At 62.8% G+C, this 17,685-nt stretch carries 27 protein-coding genes; 11 read left to right on the forward strand and 16 right to left on the reverse strand.

The features are described 5' to 3' along the window. Positions 1–34 precede the first annotated feature (34 nt). The 3 genes from AC0IY0_RS23755 (at position 35) to AC0IY0_RS23765 (ending at position 1,404) form a co-directional block, all read left to right on the forward strand. Positions 35–268, forward strand: coding sequence for a hypothetical protein (locus AC0IY0_RS23755; protein ID WP_447671802.1), 234 nt, complete (start codon positions 35–37; stop codon positions 266–268). A gap of 76 nt (positions 269–344) precedes the next feature. Further along, positions 345–731, forward strand: a complete 387-nt coding sequence (locus tag AC0IY0_RS23760) for a hypothetical protein (RefSeq protein WP_471765772.1) — start codon at positions 345–347, stop codon at positions 729–731. Positions 732–1,179: 448 nt separating this feature from the next. Then, on the forward strand, positions 1,180–1,404 hold the full coding sequence (locus tag AC0IY0_RS23765; protein WP_447671803.1) for a hypothetical protein: 225 nt from the start codon (positions 1,180–1,182) through the stop codon (positions 1,402–1,404). 10 nt (positions 1,405–1,414) lie between these two features. Here AC0IY0_RS23765 and AC0IY0_RS23770 read toward each other — a convergent pair whose 3' ends face one another. The 3 genes from AC0IY0_RS23770 to AC0IY0_RS23780 form a co-directional block, all read right to left on the reverse strand. Next, positions 1,415–1,978 carry a PAS domain-containing protein gene (locus AC0IY0_RS23770; RefSeq protein ID WP_447671804.1) on the reverse strand — a complete coding sequence of 188 codons (564 nt, stop codon included), beginning with the start codon at positions 1,976–1,978 and terminating at the stop codon, positions 1,415–1,417. 288 nt (positions 1,979–2,266) lie between these two features. Next, complete coding sequence (locus AC0IY0_RS23775) at positions 2,267–2,482, reverse strand: hypothetical protein (RefSeq protein ID WP_471765774.1); 216 nt, start codon at positions 2,480–2,482, stop codon at positions 2,267–2,269. Then, a complete protein-coding gene (locus AC0IY0_RS23780) occupies positions 2,479–3,021 on the reverse strand; it encodes a hypothetical protein (RefSeq protein ID WP_471765776.1) in 543 nt (180 codons plus the stop codon). Before AC0IY0_RS23780 ends, AC0IY0_RS23775 begins: the two co-directional genes overlap by 4 nt. A 1,619-nt stretch (positions 3,022–4,640) precedes the next feature. Between AC0IY0_RS23780 and AC0IY0_RS23785 the strand changes: the two genes are divergently transcribed. From AC0IY0_RS23785 to AC0IY0_RS23795, 3 genes are all read left to right on the forward strand, one after another. Further along, entirely contained in the window at positions 4,641–4,784 is a 144-nt protein-coding gene (locus AC0IY0_RS23785; protein ID WP_471765778.1) for a hypothetical protein, read from the forward strand. Positions 4,785–4,957: 173 nt separating this feature from the next. After that, on the forward strand, positions 4,958–5,431 hold the full coding sequence (locus tag AC0IY0_RS23790) for a CYTH domain-containing protein (RefSeq protein ID WP_471765780.1): 474 nt from the start codon (positions 4,958–4,960) through the stop codon (positions 5,429–5,431). Between the two features lie 404 nt (positions 5,432–5,835). Then, the gene (locus tag AC0IY0_RS23795) at positions 5,836–6,186 is read left to right on the forward strand and encodes a hypothetical protein (protein ID WP_471765782.1); all 351 of its coding nucleotides are present in this window, start codon (positions 5,836–5,838) and stop codon (positions 6,184–6,186) included. Positions 6,187–6,275: 89 nt separating this feature from the next. On the opposite strand, the gene AC0IY0_RS23800 is transcribed toward AC0IY0_RS23795, so the two are convergent. From AC0IY0_RS23800 to AC0IY0_RS23830, 7 genes are all read right to left on the reverse strand, one after another. Then, positions 6,276–6,587 carry a hypothetical protein gene (locus AC0IY0_RS23800; protein WP_471765784.1) on the reverse strand — a complete coding sequence of 104 codons (312 nt, stop codon included), beginning with the start codon at positions 6,585–6,587 and terminating at the stop codon, positions 6,276–6,278. 283 nt (positions 6,588–6,870) lie between these two features. Then, positions 6,871–7,110 carry a hypothetical protein gene (locus tag AC0IY0_RS23805; protein WP_471765786.1) on the reverse strand — a complete coding sequence of 80 codons (240 nt, stop codon included), beginning with the start codon at positions 7,108–7,110 and terminating at the stop codon, positions 6,871–6,873. A gap of 40 nt (positions 7,111–7,150) precedes the next feature. Further along, positions 7,151–7,351: a hypothetical protein gene (locus AC0IY0_RS23810; RefSeq protein WP_471765788.1), complete on the reverse strand. Its 201-nt coding sequence runs from the start codon at positions 7,349–7,351 to the stop codon at positions 7,151–7,153. A 149-nt stretch (positions 7,352–7,500) separates the two neighbouring features. Further along, positions 7,501–8,322, reverse strand: a complete 822-nt coding sequence (locus tag AC0IY0_RS23815; RefSeq protein WP_471765790.1) for an outer membrane protein — start codon at positions 8,320–8,322, stop codon at positions 7,501–7,503. A 423-nt stretch (positions 8,323–8,745) separates the two neighbouring features. Further along, complete coding sequence (locus tag AC0IY0_RS23820) at positions 8,746–9,498, reverse strand: Crp/Fnr family transcriptional regulator (RefSeq protein WP_471765791.1); 753 nt, start codon at positions 9,496–9,498, stop codon at positions 8,746–8,748. Positions 9,499–9,564: 66 nt separating this feature from the next. After that, entirely contained in the window at positions 9,565–9,825 is a 261-nt protein-coding gene (locus AC0IY0_RS23825) for a hypothetical protein (protein ID WP_471765793.1), read from the reverse strand. Further along, positions 9,822–10,601: a Crp/Fnr family transcriptional regulator gene (locus AC0IY0_RS23830; protein WP_471765795.1), complete on the reverse strand. Its 780-nt coding sequence runs from the start codon at positions 10,599–10,601 to the stop codon at positions 9,822–9,824. The genes AC0IY0_RS23825 and AC0IY0_RS23830 overlap by 4 nt, the downstream gene beginning before the upstream one ends. Positions 10,602–10,862: 261 nt before the next feature. On the opposite strand from AC0IY0_RS23830, the gene AC0IY0_RS23835 reads away from it, so the two are divergent. Together AC0IY0_RS23835 and AC0IY0_RS23840 are read left to right on the forward strand one after the other, a co-directional pair. Then, a complete protein-coding gene (locus AC0IY0_RS23835) occupies positions 10,863–11,069 on the forward strand; it encodes a hypothetical protein (RefSeq protein ID WP_447671790.1) in 207 nt (68 codons plus the stop codon). A 504-nt stretch (positions 11,070–11,573) separates the two neighbouring features. Then, positions 11,574–11,837 carry a hypothetical protein gene (locus AC0IY0_RS23840; protein WP_147852722.1) on the forward strand — a complete coding sequence of 88 codons (264 nt, stop codon included), beginning with the start codon at positions 11,574–11,576 and terminating at the stop codon, positions 11,835–11,837. 578 nt (positions 11,838–12,415) lie between these two features. On the opposite strand, the gene AC0IY0_RS23845 is transcribed toward AC0IY0_RS23840, so the two are convergent. Next, positions 12,416–12,655: a hypothetical protein gene (locus AC0IY0_RS23845; RefSeq protein ID WP_471765796.1), complete on the reverse strand. Its 240-nt coding sequence runs from the start codon at positions 12,653–12,655 to the stop codon at positions 12,416–12,418. A 39-nt stretch (positions 12,656–12,694) separates the two neighbouring features. Next, complete coding sequence (locus AC0IY0_RS23850; RefSeq protein ID WP_471765798.1) at positions 12,695–13,417, reverse strand: cache domain-containing protein; 723 nt, start codon at positions 13,415–13,417, stop codon at positions 12,695–12,697. A 295-nt stretch (positions 13,418–13,712) separates the two neighbouring features. Between AC0IY0_RS23850 and AC0IY0_RS23855 the strand changes: the two genes are divergently transcribed. Continuing rightward, positions 13,713–13,895 (forward strand): hypothetical protein, encoded by a 183-nt coding sequence (locus AC0IY0_RS23855; protein ID WP_471765800.1) that lies wholly within the window; start codon positions 13,713–13,715, stop codon positions 13,893–13,895. 16 nt (positions 13,896–13,911) lie between these two features. On the opposite strand, the gene AC0IY0_RS23860 is transcribed toward AC0IY0_RS23855, so the two are convergent. The 3 genes from AC0IY0_RS23860 to AC0IY0_RS23870 all read right to left on the reverse strand — a co-directional run bounded on the left by AC0IY0_RS23860 (position 13,912) and on the right by AC0IY0_RS23870 (position 15,075). Beyond that, a complete protein-coding gene (locus AC0IY0_RS23860; RefSeq protein ID WP_471765801.1) occupies positions 13,912–14,205 on the reverse strand; it encodes a hypothetical protein in 294 nt (97 codons plus the stop codon). Between the two features lie 136 nt (positions 14,206–14,341). Beyond that, positions 14,342–14,743: a SpoIIAA family protein gene (locus AC0IY0_RS23865; protein ID WP_471765802.1), complete on the reverse strand. Its 402-nt coding sequence runs from the start codon at positions 14,741–14,743 to the stop codon at positions 14,342–14,344. 146 nt (positions 14,744–14,889) lie between these two features. After that, positions 14,890–15,075 carry a hypothetical protein gene (locus tag AC0IY0_RS23870; RefSeq protein ID WP_471765803.1) on the reverse strand — a complete coding sequence of 62 codons (186 nt, stop codon included), beginning with the start codon at positions 15,073–15,075 and terminating at the stop codon, positions 14,890–14,892. A gap of 214 nt (positions 15,076–15,289) precedes the next feature. Between AC0IY0_RS23870 and AC0IY0_RS23875 the strand changes: the two genes are divergently transcribed. Further along, positions 15,290–16,357, forward strand: a complete 1,068-nt coding sequence (locus AC0IY0_RS23875) for a Shedu anti-phage system protein SduA domain-containing protein (protein WP_471765805.1) — start codon at positions 15,290–15,292, stop codon at positions 16,355–16,357. A 9-nt stretch (positions 16,358–16,366) separates the two neighbouring features. Here AC0IY0_RS23875 and AC0IY0_RS23880 read toward each other — a convergent pair whose 3' ends face one another. Continuing rightward, positions 16,367–16,657, reverse strand: coding sequence for a hypothetical protein (locus tag AC0IY0_RS23880; protein ID WP_471765807.1), 291 nt, complete (start codon positions 16,655–16,657; stop codon positions 16,367–16,369). 70 nt (positions 16,658–16,727) lie between these two features. Between AC0IY0_RS23880 and AC0IY0_RS23885 the strand changes: the two genes are divergently transcribed. Next, entirely contained in the window at positions 16,728–17,087 is a 360-nt protein-coding gene (locus AC0IY0_RS23885) for a hypothetical protein (RefSeq protein WP_471765808.1), read from the forward strand. Positions 17,088–17,685: the final 598 nt, after the last annotated feature.

The raw sequence follows: 17,685 nt of genomic DNA on the forward strand, positions 1-17,685 counted from the left end.
GCAGCCTGAAGCCTCGATTCGAGCGTTGTGGGCCATGGACACGCTTGATCCCAGCCTCACCGGCCACGCTTCCGCGCTGGAACGGATCGCTTGCGCACTCAATGTGTCAGTGGCCGAGTTCCTGAACGAGCGGCCCGCCGACGAAGCAGACGACCTTCTCGCCCTTGTGCGTCTCTGGTCAGAGATTGAGGACAGCCAGGGCCGTCGTCGTGTCCTGAGCACGGCTCGGCAGGAGGCCGAGCGGGGAGGCTACAAAGGCTGCGCCTGACCCAGCCCACCCCATGCAGGGCAACCCCGCTTCTGGCCTTATGGTCGAGAGCCGCGCCCTGCCGTAGCTCGGCCGGATGTCAGTCGGTCCCGCCTACACCCTGCTCCCGAACGCCGTCGCGATCTGGCACGGCGCCATCGAGAACATCTCCCCGCACGCCTCGCCCTGCCGGTACATGCCGCCGAGCCGCTGGGCGCCGATGCGGGAAAGCTGCTTGGACTTCATCGCCCGGTTCGGCGACGAAGCGTACCGGCTCGGCTGGACGGCGGAGCAGCTATTTGGGGTGCATCCCGAGCACGGCACGCTCCGGGTGGATTACTGCGGGGCGTTGATGACCGCCAGCGACAAGGCGATCGGCGTCGAGGCAACCCGAGTTCTGTACGAGCGGACTTCGAGCTACCGGAACCGGCAGGGGCAGGAATGGGGCGTGCCGATCTGGGCCTTCAAGGCGATGGGCAGCTAGAACGCTCGCTGCTTGCTCATCCAATTCTCGGTCAGCAACTCGCGACTGGACGCGGCGTCCCCAGGAGTAGCCGCGACGGCCGGTATTGCCACAGGATGCAGACCCAGAAGGCCATGGCCAAAGTGCGCCGGGCTCGCGAGGTGACCGCCGAATGGCATGAGGTCTCGAAAATTACGCCCATCCGAGATTTCGGCATTACGGGGCAACGGTCGATCTCTGCCTCACATGGAAATCATATATAAAATTTTATCCTCGTTCTCGGGATCTAATCGCTTGGTGTAGGGTTGAACTAATATTGCGCCTTACCGCTGGATGCTCGTCGACGGCGTTCGCTGCGATGGCTCGGCGCAATATCACATTCCAATTCAGTTTTCAGATTTAGTGACTGCCGTTTTGTGGATTATAATATCACGAAAACTGACCTCTCCACCATGGAGAACCGCGGTCGATGGTTGACAAGAAATCAGATGCGCAGCGCATCCTTGATCAGATCGCCACATCGCTCGGAACAACGGTATCCACACTGTACTACGGCAGAGATTCGGGATCGCACTGGGCGCAGCAGGTGGCGGAACTCGTTCGTTCGTTCGAGTCAATCGCCGACGCTGACGATCGGCAAGCCTGCTTGGACTTCGTCCGCTCTGTCGCAGCCCGGCGGCAGCAGATTTCCTAACCCATAATACTCAGTGAGTGTTTTGGGGAGCAGTGCCGCCGACCCGTTCGGCGAGAAGACGCCCAAGTTCGAAGAGCGTGGCGTCGATCAGCGTCTTCAAAGTCGGCGAGTCCAGGCCGTCCGCTAAAGGCCGTACCGCGATCAAGGCATCTGCGATCCGCTCAATGGCCTGCACTGCCTGATCCGCTGAGTTCGGGTCGGCTTGGCGGCTGTCAGTGATGTCTGCGGCAAGGCCGATGCATCGAGGTCCACGCCCCCCCCGGCCTGCTTCGACCCGCCCACGCGCAACGATCCAATGTGTCGCTCCTTCCTTATCGATCGTCCGGAACTCGGCTTCGAAGCGGCCCGCAGTGCTGTGCGCTTCGTGCACGAGGTGAGCGACGTGCTCTCGATCCTCAGGATGCACTCCTTCCAGGAGGGCTGAGACAGGAGCACCAACTGAGGCATGTTCCTCGTTAAGGGCCAGCAGACGGGGTAAGGCACCTGTAAACTCAACAGTCTGAGTATCGAGGTCCGTCTCCCACGTTCCGACGTAACCTGAGGCGGCGAGGGCTGACTGAAGCGGCAGAGGCATCGTGATCTCCGAGGGGGCTTCTCCTGAAAGAGCAAGTGTCTCTCTCAGCAGGTAGAACGGCAGGTAGGTCCTGGGCTTCTCACCGGCACGACCCACTTCCGGTCAAGCTTTTAGGTCTGTCCGCCCTTCAAAACTTTCTTTCTTGAATACACATTTTTGAGCAAATATTTCAAGATTTTATCACTGGTATTATATCCTGAACAGCCCTCCTGGCAAAGCAGGGGACAACGACACCCTACCAGACCACGAAACACTCTGTGTATCCACCCATGCGGGGTATGTTGGCTCTTACGGCTGCACAACGCCCATAGGCGGCTCATCCGAACCGATGCCCAGCATCAGATCCTTAGCGCCTTCGGCGGGCGCCTGAAGAGCCGCGACAGCGGCTTGATGCCGGACCCGGCTGGCATCGTCCCGGACCTTTATGGTGACAGCAGTGGTTAGCGCCATCTGCCGGACCGCCTCGACTCCGGCGTTGTACGCGGCGATCTCGCGAGGCGTCATGCTGCGGCCTTCCGATCTCGGGCGCGCCACGCATCGCGGGCGGCATGGCATCGAGCGACGATGCTCTCGATCCAGTCGGCGTCGGCGTTGGTGACGGTGCCGAGCCTCTGAACGGCGCGGAGCCGGTCCTTGTCGGCCCTTGCGAGGGACTTGCCCCCGAACGCCTTCGGGAGGGTCCAGTCCATTTGGAGGCAGTACCCAGCGATAACCCACCAGGGCTCGATCTTCTTCGTGCCCCAGATCGGTAGCCCCCCACGGCGGGACGCCGCGTCAGGCGCATCAGGGTCGGACTTCGGCTTCTGGCGGCGTTGTGAGGCGGCCTGACCCGGATCGAAGTCCGCGGCCTCGGACAAGTCGAACGGCGCGGCCTGAGGGCTGCCTGCCTCCTCGATCACCTTAGCAAGCACGTGCCAGTCGAGACCAGCGCCGACTAGGATCCGGCTGATCGCGCCGACCGCGTTGACCACCTCGCCCTCGTGCTCGGTCGCGAGGCGCGGAATGATCTTGGCGAGCTTGGCAGCGATTTCGCGAGGGATCATTGCTGCACTTGCTCAGTTAACGGTTGCGGTGCAGCATGAGCGCTCGACCGGCGTGCGACCGTTCGGCTTCCACCTCGCACCAAACGGATTTGAACGGTCCCGCCACTGAACCCTGACACCGATCGGAAGGACTGCCCACCATGATCCTAAAGGGCTTCTCTTACGCGATGATTGGGGCGTTCGCCTGCGGCCTCGTGATGACGTTCATTGGCTCGGCCAGCCAGATACTCGGCCTCTAGCGCTGCTGACCGGCGGGTGGCTTGAGCCATCGCCGGAGATGATTTGATGGATCGGCGGCGGGGTGCGAGCCCCGCCGTTTCCATGACCACCATCATGCCCGTGCCCTTCCCTTTGCGCCGGGCAGTAGATCTGCCCAGGCGGTCCAGATGATCGCCGTCCTGTTGTCGGCGCGACTTGGATCGGCGGCGACGACCGCGTGCAGCAGATCGTCGAGACCCTACTGGATGGCGCCGTTGAGGTCCGGCTAACGACGCATCGGCATCCTGCATCCCGGCTGCGTCGCGTACATAGCCCATCGCCGTGAGGAACGGCATCGAGCCCCGGCCGCCCTGAAATCATGGGTGGCGGGGCAGCGATCGTCGCCTCGGGGTCGAGTAGCACTGGGTGGCGTTCGAGCGCGGTCGATGCCGCTAGGTCAAATCTGGGGCATGCTGGGCCGGGGTTTCAAGGCGAAGGGCGGCTGAAGCGGGCCAGTGGGAGCGCTCGACGATCCCGGTCGTTTCCCCACCATGCGTACAGCCCTTGTCGTCCTGATCATGCTCGTTCGCTTTGGCCCCGACTTAGTCTACGCGGCGCACGACTCGCTCCCGCAACCAGACCCATCGCGCCAGACGACGGCGCCGAAGTGGATCGTCAGCCCGCCCGCAATCGTGGTTATCCGGCCACCTCCGCAATAGAGAAGAGGTTCGCGGCGTCTGCCGCAGGCTTGTCTGAGCCGCCCGTCTTGCGTCCCGCCGTTCCTCCGACAGGGCCTTGAATTCGGCGGCCTCCGTTGGCGTCGCCGGAGCACGTCTGCGGCTTTGCGGCGGCTCCGGCGGGCATTCCACCCGTCGCTGCTTTTCCCGAAACCGAGCGATGTCCTCGGGGCCGAACCGCTTGCGGACGCGCTGCAAGGCTAACCCGACCGCGATGTAGGCGATGTCGCCGCGGGCAACGTGGCCGTCGAAGGTTCGGCGGCTGATCCGCAGCAGCTTCGCCGCTTCGTCGGCGTGAGCAGGTCGGACTCTGTCACACCAATCGTAGCTCCCCCGGCTTGAGCCGAATGCGCTTCACCAAGGCGCGCGACAGGCTTCCGACGACCTCCGGCTTCGATGCGGGCGGAGCGACTAAAGCCACAGCTTCCAACGCCTCTTCCGATGTCCCAGCCAACATCGCATACACACAGACCGCTTCGCACTCCTGCGACACGGCTACGAGATAGGCATGGCGCTTCGGCGAATGCGACATCAATCCGGCGTACGAGCCTCAGGCTCGCGCGTCACTGAGGAATGCGCCTGGGACACAGGTATCCGCATCACAGTCCCGCCGCGATCGGCGCGCCTCCTGAAGACAATGGCGGGGGCGGTCCGCCGAGTATCACGCCGCCAGGAGTACCCCGCATGAGGAACACTCTGCTGGCCCTTTTGGCCGTCGTCGTCGTCATGGCCGCCCATGGCGTGGCCAAGCTGGTGCTGCTGCCGTTCCGGACCCTGCGCGGTTTAATCCAGCACGGACGTAAGCCAACCCAAGTGACGGTCGGCTAAACCGGCAGCCCCTCTCGTTCAGGATGGCGGAGCGGGCAACTTGCCGACGAGCACAATCGGCAATTCCCCAAGCCATGCACAGGACGCCATGGGGGGAGCCATCTGCCCTGTTTCGAGTCTACCTTTACATGAGTTAAAGGACGCGACCGCAACGGCACGAGCCCCTGCACCGCATGCCACTCGAAATCGAGCGCAAGTTTCTCTGCACGCCTGCCGTTCTGCCCCTCTGCCAATCCGGCACGCTCCTCGTCCAGGGCTACCTCTACACCGACGCCAACAACACCCTCCGGGTCCGCCGCGCGGGCGACCGAGCGTTCCTGACGTGGAAGGGGCCGAAAAGCGGTGCCAGCCGGGAAGAGATCGAGACCGAGGTGCCGTTGTCGATGGGCGAGGCGCTGCTCGCCGACGTGCCGATGCACGCCCGCATCGAGAAGACCCGTTACCGGATCGAGCACGCTGGTGCGGTCTGGGACCTGGACGTGTTCGGCGGTGCCCACGACGGGCTGATCCTGGCTGAGATTGAGATGGAGCACGAGGACCAATTCGTCGTGCTGCCGCCCTGGGTTGGCTGTGAGGTGACGGCCGATCAGCGCTACCGTAATTCGCGGTTGGCCACCTGGGCGAGACCGGACCGGCTGGCGGCCTGACACGCTCGATCCGACTGGAACGCGTTGGCTCTGCCGACCCCGGATACGGACTGGGAAGTGGTGCCTTCCAGATTGCGTCACGCTGATCATCAGGCCGGAAGGATGTGGAGCATCCCGCCGATCACGCCGAGTGTCCCCATGCCGATCAGCCCCGCGGCGATGTACATCCGCATCCAGCTTTGATCGGCGGTCACCGGGCGGTTCTCCTCGAGGTAGTCAGACCAATCGACCACGGGTCCCCATCTGGTTGCACAGTTAAGAGGGGGCGTCCTCTATGCCCGTGCCACGACGATGAGATGACCTTGGCCGTGTCAGGACGGCCCAAATTGTACGGCAGGCGACACGGTATCCAAGCTTCGGTATACGCCCCTCATCACGAGCAGTTGTGAATGAGGAAAAAGAGCATGAAGCAGCCAGATAATAAACCCGAGAAAGAGGATTTCTCAGAAATCCTGAAGCAGGAGGCCAACGAGGTCACGGGTAAAATCGACGAAAAATTTGATAAGCTGGCTAAGAAATTTCGAGATAAGGCCGACAGGGCAAAAGAGAAGCTGAACGACACGAAGAAGGAAGCCAAGCGGGCCGTTCTGCTTCGGCGCTTCGAGTTGTATGCCGACGCCGCGAACCACCTGGAGGAGTTCTCAGCCCCCAGGCGGGAGGGGAACGACAAGAGCGGCGACTGCCCCCCGCTAAGGCGTCACCCGCTCCAGCCTTCCGCTCCCAAGCCGCTGAGCTACAACAGGAGCGAGGCATAAGCGCTCGGGCATGGTCCGTTCACGGCAAGCCAGTGAAGCGGCGCGGCACGCGTCGCGCCGCGACGATCGGACCCGCCCCTTCGGCCTGTTCAGGCCGCTTGGTGAGCCTTCTGTCGGTTCCGATGGGCATCTCCACGCCGATCCTTCTTCCGACGCGTAACCGGAAGTGGGGTCTCCCCGTCCTCGGAGGCCCGCTCAGTGAGCGCGAAGTCGTGGAGCCGCTGCGCGCGTTCCAGATCGCCGTCCACGGCGCTCGTGAGGGCGTAGAAGGCGGCCCGCACGATGTCCTTCTTGGACGCCTTGGGGTGCTTCTCGCGCACCGCGGAGACCAGTTCCTTCCGCTTGATCCCCGGTCCAGCCAGCCCCTGCAACGTCCCAGCGAGTTCCTCGATCTTAGCCATGTTGCCCCCTCAGCCGATGACCATAACCCCGGCTCGCCTGCGTTAGACCCCGAGTTCGTTGGCACCGCACGGAAGAAGGCGGGAGGCCCACGCTGCACTCGGGAGCGCGAACGGACTTTCTAACCCAGATTACAATCATATGACACGGGCACACCTTCCGTTTATTGATCGTTGCAGCTTGTCTAGGCGCGCATACAACCATATTCCGCCGACGTTCCTTCCCGAGACCGGAACCTACTCAGGCGCGCTGCCGCGGTGTGGCGCGCCTATTTTGCCTGCTCGTTCAATCCTGGGGCTCGCCCATCCCGATCTCGGCCAGCATCTCGTGTCCGGTCTGCATCAGGAACCACAGCTTCCGCCCAGCCTGCCCGCGCATCTGGCGCTCCTCGACCAATCCCAGATCTCGCAGCACCGGCATGACGCTCGGGTGCGCCCCGTGCCGCATGCCCTGCGGGTACAGGGCGCAGGCGCCGAGGGCTTCTAGCTGAAGGCCGCGAAGCGGGGCTCGGATCTTGGAGGGCATGATGGGGAGCTACGGTGAGCTTGCAGCCGGGGCCAACCTGTCACCGTGTCTCGACCCACAGCAGCATCAGCGCACCCATCGCCATCAGCGTCCCAAACAGCAGGAACGTCAGGAAGTCGCGGCGTTCGATCGCCCCTTCGCCCAGAGCATGGTCGAGCATCACGGCTGCCGCTGAACTTGCGGTCATCCCTGAGACCAAGATGGAGGCGAACAAGATCCAGCCGGGAAGGGTCTGAAGCATGGCACCGAGCTACTGCACCAGTCCCGGACCTTCAACGAGGCCGAGGCGCATAGCGAGCCTCAAAAAGTCGTCCCGCGAAGAGGGCCAGTCCCTCGCCGCCCTGCTGCGATCACCTCGGCGCGGACGCCGAGGCGTAGCTTGTCCCCGCCTCAGTACGAGCCGAACTTGAAGTTCAGGCCCGCGCGGGCGATGCCGCCCTCTGTCCGGAACCGGGAGATGTAGCCGACACCAGGACCACCGACCGAACCGACGAGCAGATTGCGGCTGCCGAGGTCGTAGCGGATGTACTCGGCCTTGAGCGTCACGGCGTTCGACCGGAAGAAGTTCAGGAACGAGTCGGTCGGCAGGGCGTACTCAATGCCGCCACCGTAGGCGTAGCCGGTGTCCATCCGCGAGCGGCTGCCGAAGTAGGTCAGCGGCGCCGCAGTCTGGAAGCCGACTCGCTGGCTCACGTCGCCGTAAGCGAAGCCGCCAGTGCCGTACACGAACACCCGATCGAAGGCGTAGCCGACGCGACCGCGGACGGTGCCAAGGAAGCTGAGGTCGGTCCGATAGGTGTTGGTCAGGACGTTGGGGTTGAAGGCCGGGCGGAAGATCGACTGCACGCCCGTGCGCTGCAAGTCCATGTACTGCGCATCGGCCTCGACGCCGACGACGATACCGGAGCCCGGCGTGAACTGATAGTTGTAGCCGACCTGACCACCGGCAGAGAAGCCATCCTGCGACAGGCGGACAGCCGGGCTGCGGAGCAGGTTGTTCACGTTGTTCTGTAAGGTGCCGATACCCACAGTCCGGATCGTGTCCGACTCGGTGTAGGCGTAGCCCGCGTTGATACCGAAGTACGCGCCGGTCCAGGTGAACACCGGCACGGGGGTGAACACTTGCGGTGGGGCGCGGCGAGGTAGATCAGCGGCCGAAGCGACTGTGGTGAGGGCGGTGAAGGCGGCCAACAAGGCCGGTAGCCTCTTCATAGCTTGATTATCCCTAGCCTGTCTGTTGACGGGGACTAAGATATCATGCGGTTCCTAAAAATAATGTACCTATCGGGCCACACCCAAATCTATAGTACGGATTTGACGCGTCGAATGCCCAATATGACATTCCAACCTGCCGCACCTCAAGGAACGATGGCATCATAATCTTGATACGACGGCGTAAACGGTCTGGCGATCTGTTTAATCCTCACATTTATTGAGATAATTGCGGCTGCCTTGCTCCTTCGTGCAGACGGCCGACAACGTCCGCCCGTCCGCCCGTCCGCCCGTCCGCCCGTCCGATCGGGCTGGGACCTGTGACTTCCGCTTTCATTCTAAGAGAACGCTGGCGAGATAGACGACCTCCCCCGTCAGCCCGTGATCAGATCGGGCGACGGGGCCGAGTCAGTCGCGAGAGATTTACTCTTCGTCCTGGCTACCTAGGTGCAGGTAGGTCGGATCGAACTCCCCGGCGGCTACCAGACCATCCCAGTTAAGGACCGTCAGGCGCCTGTTGCGCACGGTGACCAGCCCAGCGTCCCTTAGATCGCCAAGGGTTCGGTTGACGTGGACTGGCGTGATCCCGAGGGCATCAGCGAGTTCGGGCTGCGTCATCGGCAACGGGCAGCTTCGGTCCGGAGCCAGCCCGACTACGTCCAAGCGCATAACTAACTCGACGAACAAATGCGCCATGCGGGCATAGGCTTCGCGCCTGCCGGTGTTGAGCATCCATTCGCGAACGAGCGCGGCATCGATCAGTGAGATCCGCCAGAACGCGGCGCCGATGCGAGGATGGGCCTGAAACAGCGCCCGCAAGGAGTCGTGTTGGACGAAGCCGAGCCTGCACGGACCAACAGCAGAGATGCTGTTGTCGAGCACCTTCAAGTGCAGGCTCTGGATGTCGGGTACATCGCCGGGGACGTGGTAGGCCGCGATCTGCCGCTTGCCCGAGAGAGTGGTCTTGTACGTGGAAACGAAGCCATCCAGCACCGCAAAGCAGCGGGACGGGCGATCCCCCTCGCGAACGATGTCCTGGTAAGCGTCGAACTGCGCCTCCTGCATCGGCAAGGCGATGAGTGCCGCCCGCTCCTCCTCAGACAGTTTGAAGAGCGCGATGCTCTCCACCTTTCGCAGGATCGGATTGGCATCAGACGGATGGGGTAAATCGGTCATCGCAGTCTCGTCTTACGAGCAAGAGTGCAATGACCCCGGTCACCAATTCCTAACATATGCATGTGTCTACGTCGCGGTTCCGGAGGCGAGCAATCCGAGCTTGTCGGCAATCCAGCCCCGTGCGTGATCGAGGTCTACGAACAGCGGCGGGCTCAGATCGGCGACCCGCCCGAAGCCCACCTCCAGATACCACTTGCCCGCGTCGGTCTCGTGCATGTCCGAGAGCCGGACGAGCACCGCCACCAGGAAGCCCTCGTGGAAGACCAGTTGGCTCTCCTGATCATCGCTGCCGGTGGCAACCTGCACAGGTTGGAGGCGCAAGCTCATGCTGCGACCCTCGCTCCGAGGTGGAGGTAATCCGGCCTGAACTCGGCCAGGGCTTCCAGCCGAGCCAGATCCAATATCTCCACCCGACTCTCCGAGAACGCGATCAGCCCCTGCTTTTGCAGGCTCGCCAAAGCGCGGTTCACCTGCACGGTGTTCTGCCCGGTGGTGTCGGCCAGATCCGCCTGCGTGACTGGCAGGGCGAAACCATCCTCGGTCGCCCGGCCGACTGCACGCAGCCGCAGCAGCAACTCGCACATCAAATGCGCGATGCGCTCCTCGGCATTCCGGCGCCCGAGGTTCACGACCCATTCGCGTAGGGTTGCTTCGTCCACGAGGGTGGCGAGCCGCAGGGCGTGGGTGATGTCGGGATGATGCCGGAGCAGGTCCTGGATGACTGCAAGATCGATGCGCACCACCTTGCACGCCGACAGCGTGCCGATCGAATGATCCATGCGAGCGAGCATCGCCACGTCGAGGTCGCAATAGTCGCCGGGGATGAGGTAGGCCATGATCTGGCGGGCGCCGTTCGCCCGCATCGTGTAACGGCAGGCGATGCCGTCTAGGATCAGGTAGACACCATCCGGCTTATCGCCGACGCGGATCAGGTCCGTCCCGGCCTCGATGGCCTGCGGGCTGGCGCTGACGCGTTCCAACACATGCCGGTCGGCATCGTTCAGCTTGGCGAGGCTATCGAGCTTCAGGATTAGGGGGTTGGTCGTCTCGGTATACGGACGTGACGCATTGCGTTCGTTGTCCTGTTTGTCGCTGTCCTGCATTGCCTCTCAACCCGGTTCAAAAGAGTGCTGGGAACCAATGCATCTGGTCGCGCCAAGTGCGGGTCATCAGCCCGCATGACCTAGATCGCGAGCGATCGATTTCCATAAGCGACAGGGGTACATTCGCCGACCATCGGCGATGTTCACGGCGGCTGGTTTCGCGTCAAAGGTCGTCCCCGTTCATAGATCTGCCGAACGAGCAGGGCTGGAACCCATGGGCGTCCGTTGACATCAACCTGCGGTAGTACGCAGGGAGTACCTATGTTGAAAAAGCTTCCCCAGGGCGCTGCCACCTTCCGTGGTCGCGGTCGAGCGTTCGTCCACGGCACCAAGATCGTGTTGAAGGTCTGCCCGGAATGCTCGCAATGGAACGCCCCGAAGGCTGCCGACAAGGGCGTGTGCGGCTGGTGCGCCTACGTCCCCTCGCGCGAGGACGTGGAACCCGCTCAGCAGCTTGAAGCGGCGTAGGTCTCGGATTACCGCCCGACGTTGAATATGTTCTGCGGGTGGCCCAACATCTCGGCGGCCCCGGCACGAACTCTGCCTATGCATCCTCGGACATCACATCGCCGCTCCGAGAATTTCATGCCGTTGAAAAGGACATCACTGGTCCGGCCGGGCATCTCCGAGATTGATGCCGCGGTCGGTGCGCTCGCCGCTTTGGTCCTGGCCATCGAGCGCACGCCGAGCGCCCCTAGTGCGGCGGATCATCGGACTGCGATCCGACGACATGGCCGAGCGCTCGCAGCGTCGGGCGGCTCTGAGATGATGCGTACCGTTCTCCGGAGGATCGGAGAACTATCGCCAACCTACGCAGACGTACGGCGGGCGATCATCGCCGCAGAGTGGGCCAGGACCACCGCGTCGATACGATGAGGTCGAGGGATGCGCCTCGCGAGGGCGCGGTTGGATTTTCGCACTCGGTTAACCGTCGTTAGAGCGCTGCGATCGTAAAGCGGCTATGACGGCGCCATGGCAAACCGGATCATGACGCTCGACCTGTTCGCCACCCTCGACATCGTCGAGGCGGATGTGACTGCCGTGGTGAACGCCTACATGGCCAATCCGACCTCCGGCACGGTCCCGTTCGGCGAGAGCTATCGGATCGATCCCGCCGCTGCCATCGTGGACCACCCCTTCGCCAACACGCTGATCGATCAGCATTGGGCAAGCCCGGAGCTTCGGCGCGCCGCCGTGCGTGCCGCCATCATGCTCGCGCAGCCGCAGCGGGTGTAGCCGCAGCGGGTGTAGCCGTCGCGTGCGGGCAGCTACGAAGTGGTCCGCCCCTATCGTCCGCTCAGCCAACGAGACGTAACTTCCCGAAGCGCTGCATTGCCGTTCGCTTCTGACGCTCCCTCCGAGCCGAAGGACTGAGGTGATTGACGCACGACCACATCGTCCCGCGGGACCGACCAATCGAACCGGCCCGGCTCCTTCAAGGATGGGGTAACCCGCAGCTTGTGAGGGTTAGGCTTGAAGGTGATCATAATCCGCATGTGGGGGCGGGCTGCTCCATCTACGAGCGGGCGACGGGGCCGAGCCAGAAATTCACGACAACGATTGCAGGTGCCGTGATGGCGTCCCGGAGTCCGGCGTCGCATCATGTCGGCGAGCAAGCGGCGCATGGCGTCTCCCCATCGTCTCCAAGATCTCGATTAACTTCTCGGCCGCAGACAGGTAGGCATCATCTCAGCAGGGGGAGAACGTCGCGATCACCGTCGCCAACATGTTCTCGACGGTCGTCGTGACGACTTCTCCGGCAAGACGATCTGTGATCCTGAAGTCACTCTCAGGTTCGATCCGAGGAAGCGCAACTACCTGCGTTGGAGGTCTTCTACCGCCAGAGGCCACACCGCCGCCGGATCAAGAGCACCGGCATCAATGCGCACATTCTCGGGTGTCAGAGCGAGCAGCACCCCGACAGTCAGAAGTGCGGCGACACCTGCCAGCACCATGCTGGCGCGCTCAGGGTTGAGCCAACGGGTGTGCAACACGGCGCACCCGAAGGTGAAGGTAGCGGCCTCCGCGAGAGGCACGACGATGGATAATCCCATCATGGCATCCCCGAGCCCAGACCTGCCACCGTCCTGGATCTATTCCTGGCCCGCGGTGGTTTTTCCGTCCGTGGGGTTCAGAGCGGCTTCTGCGGCCTTCAGCCCATCGCGGACGCGGGCGATCGTAGCGGCTCGTGTATCGCCGACTTGGTTCAGCGCCTCCAGAAACGCGATCCAGTCCGCCCGCGCCGAAGCTGGGATCTCTCCATCGAGCTTCGCCCGCAGGCTCGCCACCCGCGCCTCCGGAGTTGCTGCTCGTGGTGCCGCTGCGTCAGCGTCGTAGACGCCGACCGCACACATCTGATCACCCGCCTTGGTGTAGTAGGTCGTCTTAGGCTCCTCGACGGTGCTTCCGGGCTTTGGAAACAGGTAGCGGATCACCGAGATCTGTCCGGGCTTGGCCTCCTGCATCATGGTCTTGATGAAGTAGTTGCCGGTCTTGTCGTGGAGGTCGCGCACGTCATGACCCTGTAGGATCGGGCTGGGGTGGGCGCTCATAACGCCTTCGGGTCCAACGCAGAACACGTAACTGTCTGCTGTACGGAAGCCGTCCGTGCCCTTGGTGAATGCGCCGAGCGCCTGGGTTTTATCGGCCTTCAGGGCTTTATCGACCCGGCCGAGCATCCATGATGCGAAGCCGTTAGGGCCTGGGTCGTCACAGCTTACTGGAGCTTCGACGAAACCACCGCAGGCCGATGCAGGCGCCGTACAGGCGAGGCCCGCGGCAATCATGCTGGCGACGAGCAATGACCGTGACATCATCGGCTGACTCGTAAACTGACTTGTCATCAGAGACCCCGCCATCAGATGATGCTTATACTCAAATCGCAAGCGTCAATATTAATCATCGCGCGTTCGTCATCCCGCCCGGCAGCGGACCCGCACCGCATAGCTCAGCCAGTGCGATCACTCGCGTGGATTGAGAACGTGACGTTTGGTACGTGCTCTTGGGTCAAGGTGTGGGACTCGCTGCGCGAAAAGATCCCAGACTGGAAGTCCGGCCATGGCGCGTAGCACTCGGTTGCGTGAGATCACCGATCGTTGCTGAGCGGCGCCGATGATGGCTGCGAAGGCGCCGTCGATGCTCATTCTGAGGCCGATCTATCTCCTCGTGGCCGTCAAATCCGCCGCGGCGTCGCTGTTCGCCCCGAACTGGCGCGTTCTGCTGGAGACGGTTAGAGGGGGCCTGTTCTTGGCCGGGCTGGGCCTCATCGGCGCTGGCCTCCCGCTATTCCGATGAGGTGAGTGCGCAGCAGCTAATCGTGCCGCGCCTTTTCGTTCGCGCGTTCAACGACCTCTCGCAAAGCTGCGCTACCTTCCATCGCAAACCAAACTCGCAACATGTTCGAGATATCCGGCGTGTCGCCAGTGCGCTCGCGGAACAGATCGGCATAGCGCCCAAGCTCGCGCTCGGCGAACATATCGAGATATGAGGCGCCCTTGGTCCGTGCGAGATCGACGAGCGCGTCTTCGAGAACGCGTCGCATCATCTCGCCCACCATGGCAGAGACATAGACGGCCCCGGCGCTGCCTTGTTCGGGTTCCCTCAACCAATCCTCCAACCTACGACGTGGCAGTCCTTAAACCACGGCGCAGTCCTAAGCTTGGCTTGACGAGAAGCGCAACGTCCGGATCGATGCTGTGGTATCGACCGCTCCTGCTGGTCGGCCATATCATTACCGCTCGTCAGTCAGCGGCTGGTCCGGCCTCATCGAGATAGGCCCAGGCCGCGGCTTCGTCCGCTAGATCGAACGTCTTGGTTTCGACCGGCATGACCGTCCCCGAAAGCGTGATCATGGCGCGGGCGAACAGCGGCGCGCCGACCACGACGTACTTCCGGATGTGCGCCACCGAACGGGCCATCACCGTGCTGGCGTAGCCGTCGAACCTCGCCCCGAGGTCCGAGCCCTCGTAGTTCGACATGATCAACAACATGTCGATCGTGCCGTGGGCCTTCATCGCGTCGTCGGCGATCGAGGACATCCATTCGATGTCGGGCTTGGTGATCCTGTCCTTGATCTCGAAGGCCAGGAGATCGGCGCGTGGCGCATCGCGCTGGATCACCGATCCGTCTGGTGCTGCGGTCATGAAGCTCTCCCAGCGCCACCTCGACGCGTGATCGTTGGGAACGGCGTGGCGCTCGGGTTTGATCCTGAAGGCCATCGTCGGCGCCCATGGTCGAGGCCACCTGTGCCATCGCTCTGGGTGAGGATGGTGCCCAGGTGTAGTCCCGCCTATCCCCGCGCCCTACCCCGCTCCTCACCCGCCACGGCCTCGACGGCGGCGATCACGTTTTCCAGTTCGGCGATCTGATGCAGGACGCTACCGGCGGGCATCCCGTCGTGCTCGGCCATCGCCAGGATGAGATCGCGCTGGTGAGCTTTAAGGCGGTCGAGAAGGGCGTTGAGCTTGTCGGACATCAGGCGGCTGTAGTCGTGGGGTTCGTCTTCGACAACCAGAAGGGTACTCGGCCGCGCCCGCGCATCGGCATCGTTGTGGTAGACGAGAACATCACGACGGAGCCGTGCTTGACCCGGTGATGGCCATGGTGACCCTAGAAGATCTGGAGCACGCGACCGTCCACGGCGAGACGGCTAAGGAGGCGCTCACTCAGGAGGGGTGAGGAGCAATTTCGTGAAGGTCACGGTCACGAACTTCGACGAGCGCAGGACGCCCGATCTGCACTCGCAACAGACGATTGTTCTCTCGGACGGCAAACTATCACGAAAGACTTTCACGCGGCTCGTCCCACGCGACCGGCACAACGGTAAACCTCATCATGAAAGCTTGAAGTTAGAGACTTGGAGGAAGCGTAAGACAGTCTGCGAAGTGGACGAGGAGCACACGGTCACGCTCCAGGGCGAGGAGGTCCAAACGTTGCTTGACTTCGTGGCCGGGGCTCGCTCCCTACCCACAACCGGGCGGGTTGGCACGTTCTTCGAAAACATCACACCTGAGGACAGCATCCCGCCTAGCGTGACCGTGCCGGAGTACGTCCTCGGTCTACCGGAAGGCGAACAGGGCGAAGCGCTCCTAGCTCTGCTTCGGCAGACCACCGACCGGCCGAACGTGCTGCGCGCGGTGCTGGAGCACTCGGCAGCGGACCGTGACTTCCTCACCCGCGCCGCCAGCGCGCTTAACCTCGCCGTCTACGAGGCGGCTGTGGCCGACCTTGAGCGTCTCGTCGCCGCCGACGCGACCGAGAGCGCGTTCCAGTCATTGCTCGCGGCCAACCCGTGGATGTTCGGCTCGGAGTACGCTCGCCTCCTGCCGAACCGGACGATCACCGTGCGTCAGCAGCAGGACTTTCTACTCACGCGCACGGCAGACGACCGCTTGGAACTCGTCGAGATCAAGACGGCCTTGGGCGGCGATCCACTATTCGCCTACGACAAGGCGCACGATGTGTTATATCAGAAGGCGGACCTCACCAGGGTGATCGCCCAAGTCCAGAACTACATCGCCGACGTGGACGGCACGCGCGACCTCTTGCTGCGCAAATTCACGATCGACGCCTACAAGGTCACGGCGCGGATCGTGATCGGCCGGGATGGGGACGAGAAACAGATGGAGGCGCTCAAGCGCACCAATGCGCACCTGCACCGGATCGAAATTATCACCTTCGATGGTCTTGTGCGGATCGCGCGTCGCGTTCTCGCCCACCTGGGCGGGCGCGGTGACGCTCCAACCCCTGCTTCTTAATCGATCCGATCACCGCGCCAGCATGGTCGCGACCGTTGCATCGCGCTCAAGCCGCTTGCTGATGGCCTCAACCTCACTGCGCAGCCCCGGCGGGAGGCGTCGCGCTAGATCTTGTAGCTGCCGACGCAGCCGCAACGCCGTCCGCGGCGCCACCCGCGCATAGCCATCCGCTCGACCGTGATCGCGGTAGTAGTCTGGTCCCCGCCCGATCCACGGGCCGAAGCGCCGCTCACTCTCGATCAGTCCAAGGCGACGTAGCTCCACGAACACCGGCACCAAGTTAACGCCGTACATATTCATCGTGACCTCCTCCTAAATAACACGGGATTTCCAAGCGTCTTCATCACGGACGCAGGAGGATTATTTTACAATGACGCACAAAATTGACGACGCTGAGCGCCTCGTTATTTACCGCCTACTTAGCCGTATGGACCCGACCAAGAGCGAGAAGCGCGTCTGGACCTGCGACGTGAACTGCGTCACCGCCAAGCTCATCGGCAACCGCTACGGCGTGCCCGCGGATGCCAGCACCTGGGTCTACGAGATCCACTACCCCTACGCCCCCGCCTGGACTGCGTCGGTGAGAGCCGTATGGCGCCGGGGCGAATTGCACCGTCCCATCTCCACCCACGTGGAGATCATCGACCTGGAAGACCTCGACGGTAAGCTCGGTGGAGCGAACGGGGTCCTGCCGGTGCTGTCGGATTGGCTGCTCAGCTTGCCCTTATAATCGGCTTCGAGAGCATGAAAATCTGAGACTTGTTCACCCCCGACGACGGCGATCGAGGCAGGCATGGGCATCAGAATCGCGCCCCAGGTCTTGGAGGCGCTTGCCCAGGTCATCTCTGTTGGCCCCTGGCGACACCGTGCATGAAGGTGGCGTGGCAACCAGGATGCCGTCACGTCGCCGTTCCAGCTTAACCATTCGCTAACCATGTTCCGAGATATTTCAACCGAAGGTTGAGGGGTATGGCGAATGGTTGTGGTTGTTGGATGCTGTGCCTGCCTCGTCGCCACCGCGCTTACGGCGATGGTGATTTTCGCTGAGACTGGTGTTCCGCACCTCGAATGGGACAATGCCGGGCAGGGCACCGATATCTGAGTGGCGGGAGGCCGGGGCGCATCCGACAAGCGGTCATTTCTCGCTGTGAGATCGGGCAGTTGCCGAACCGTATGACCGGAAGTAACCTCGGCGGTGTCGCGAAAAACGACCGCCCGGCCTAGGGCTGTCGAATACATGTCATCCGCGCCCCTCGCGCGGGTCGGCCAGCGTCTCCAAAGCAACCGCCCGACGACCTCGGGCAACCGTGGTGATCGGCACGCAGAGG

It is taken from the genome of Methylobacterium sp. AC315 (assembly GCF_979253755.1).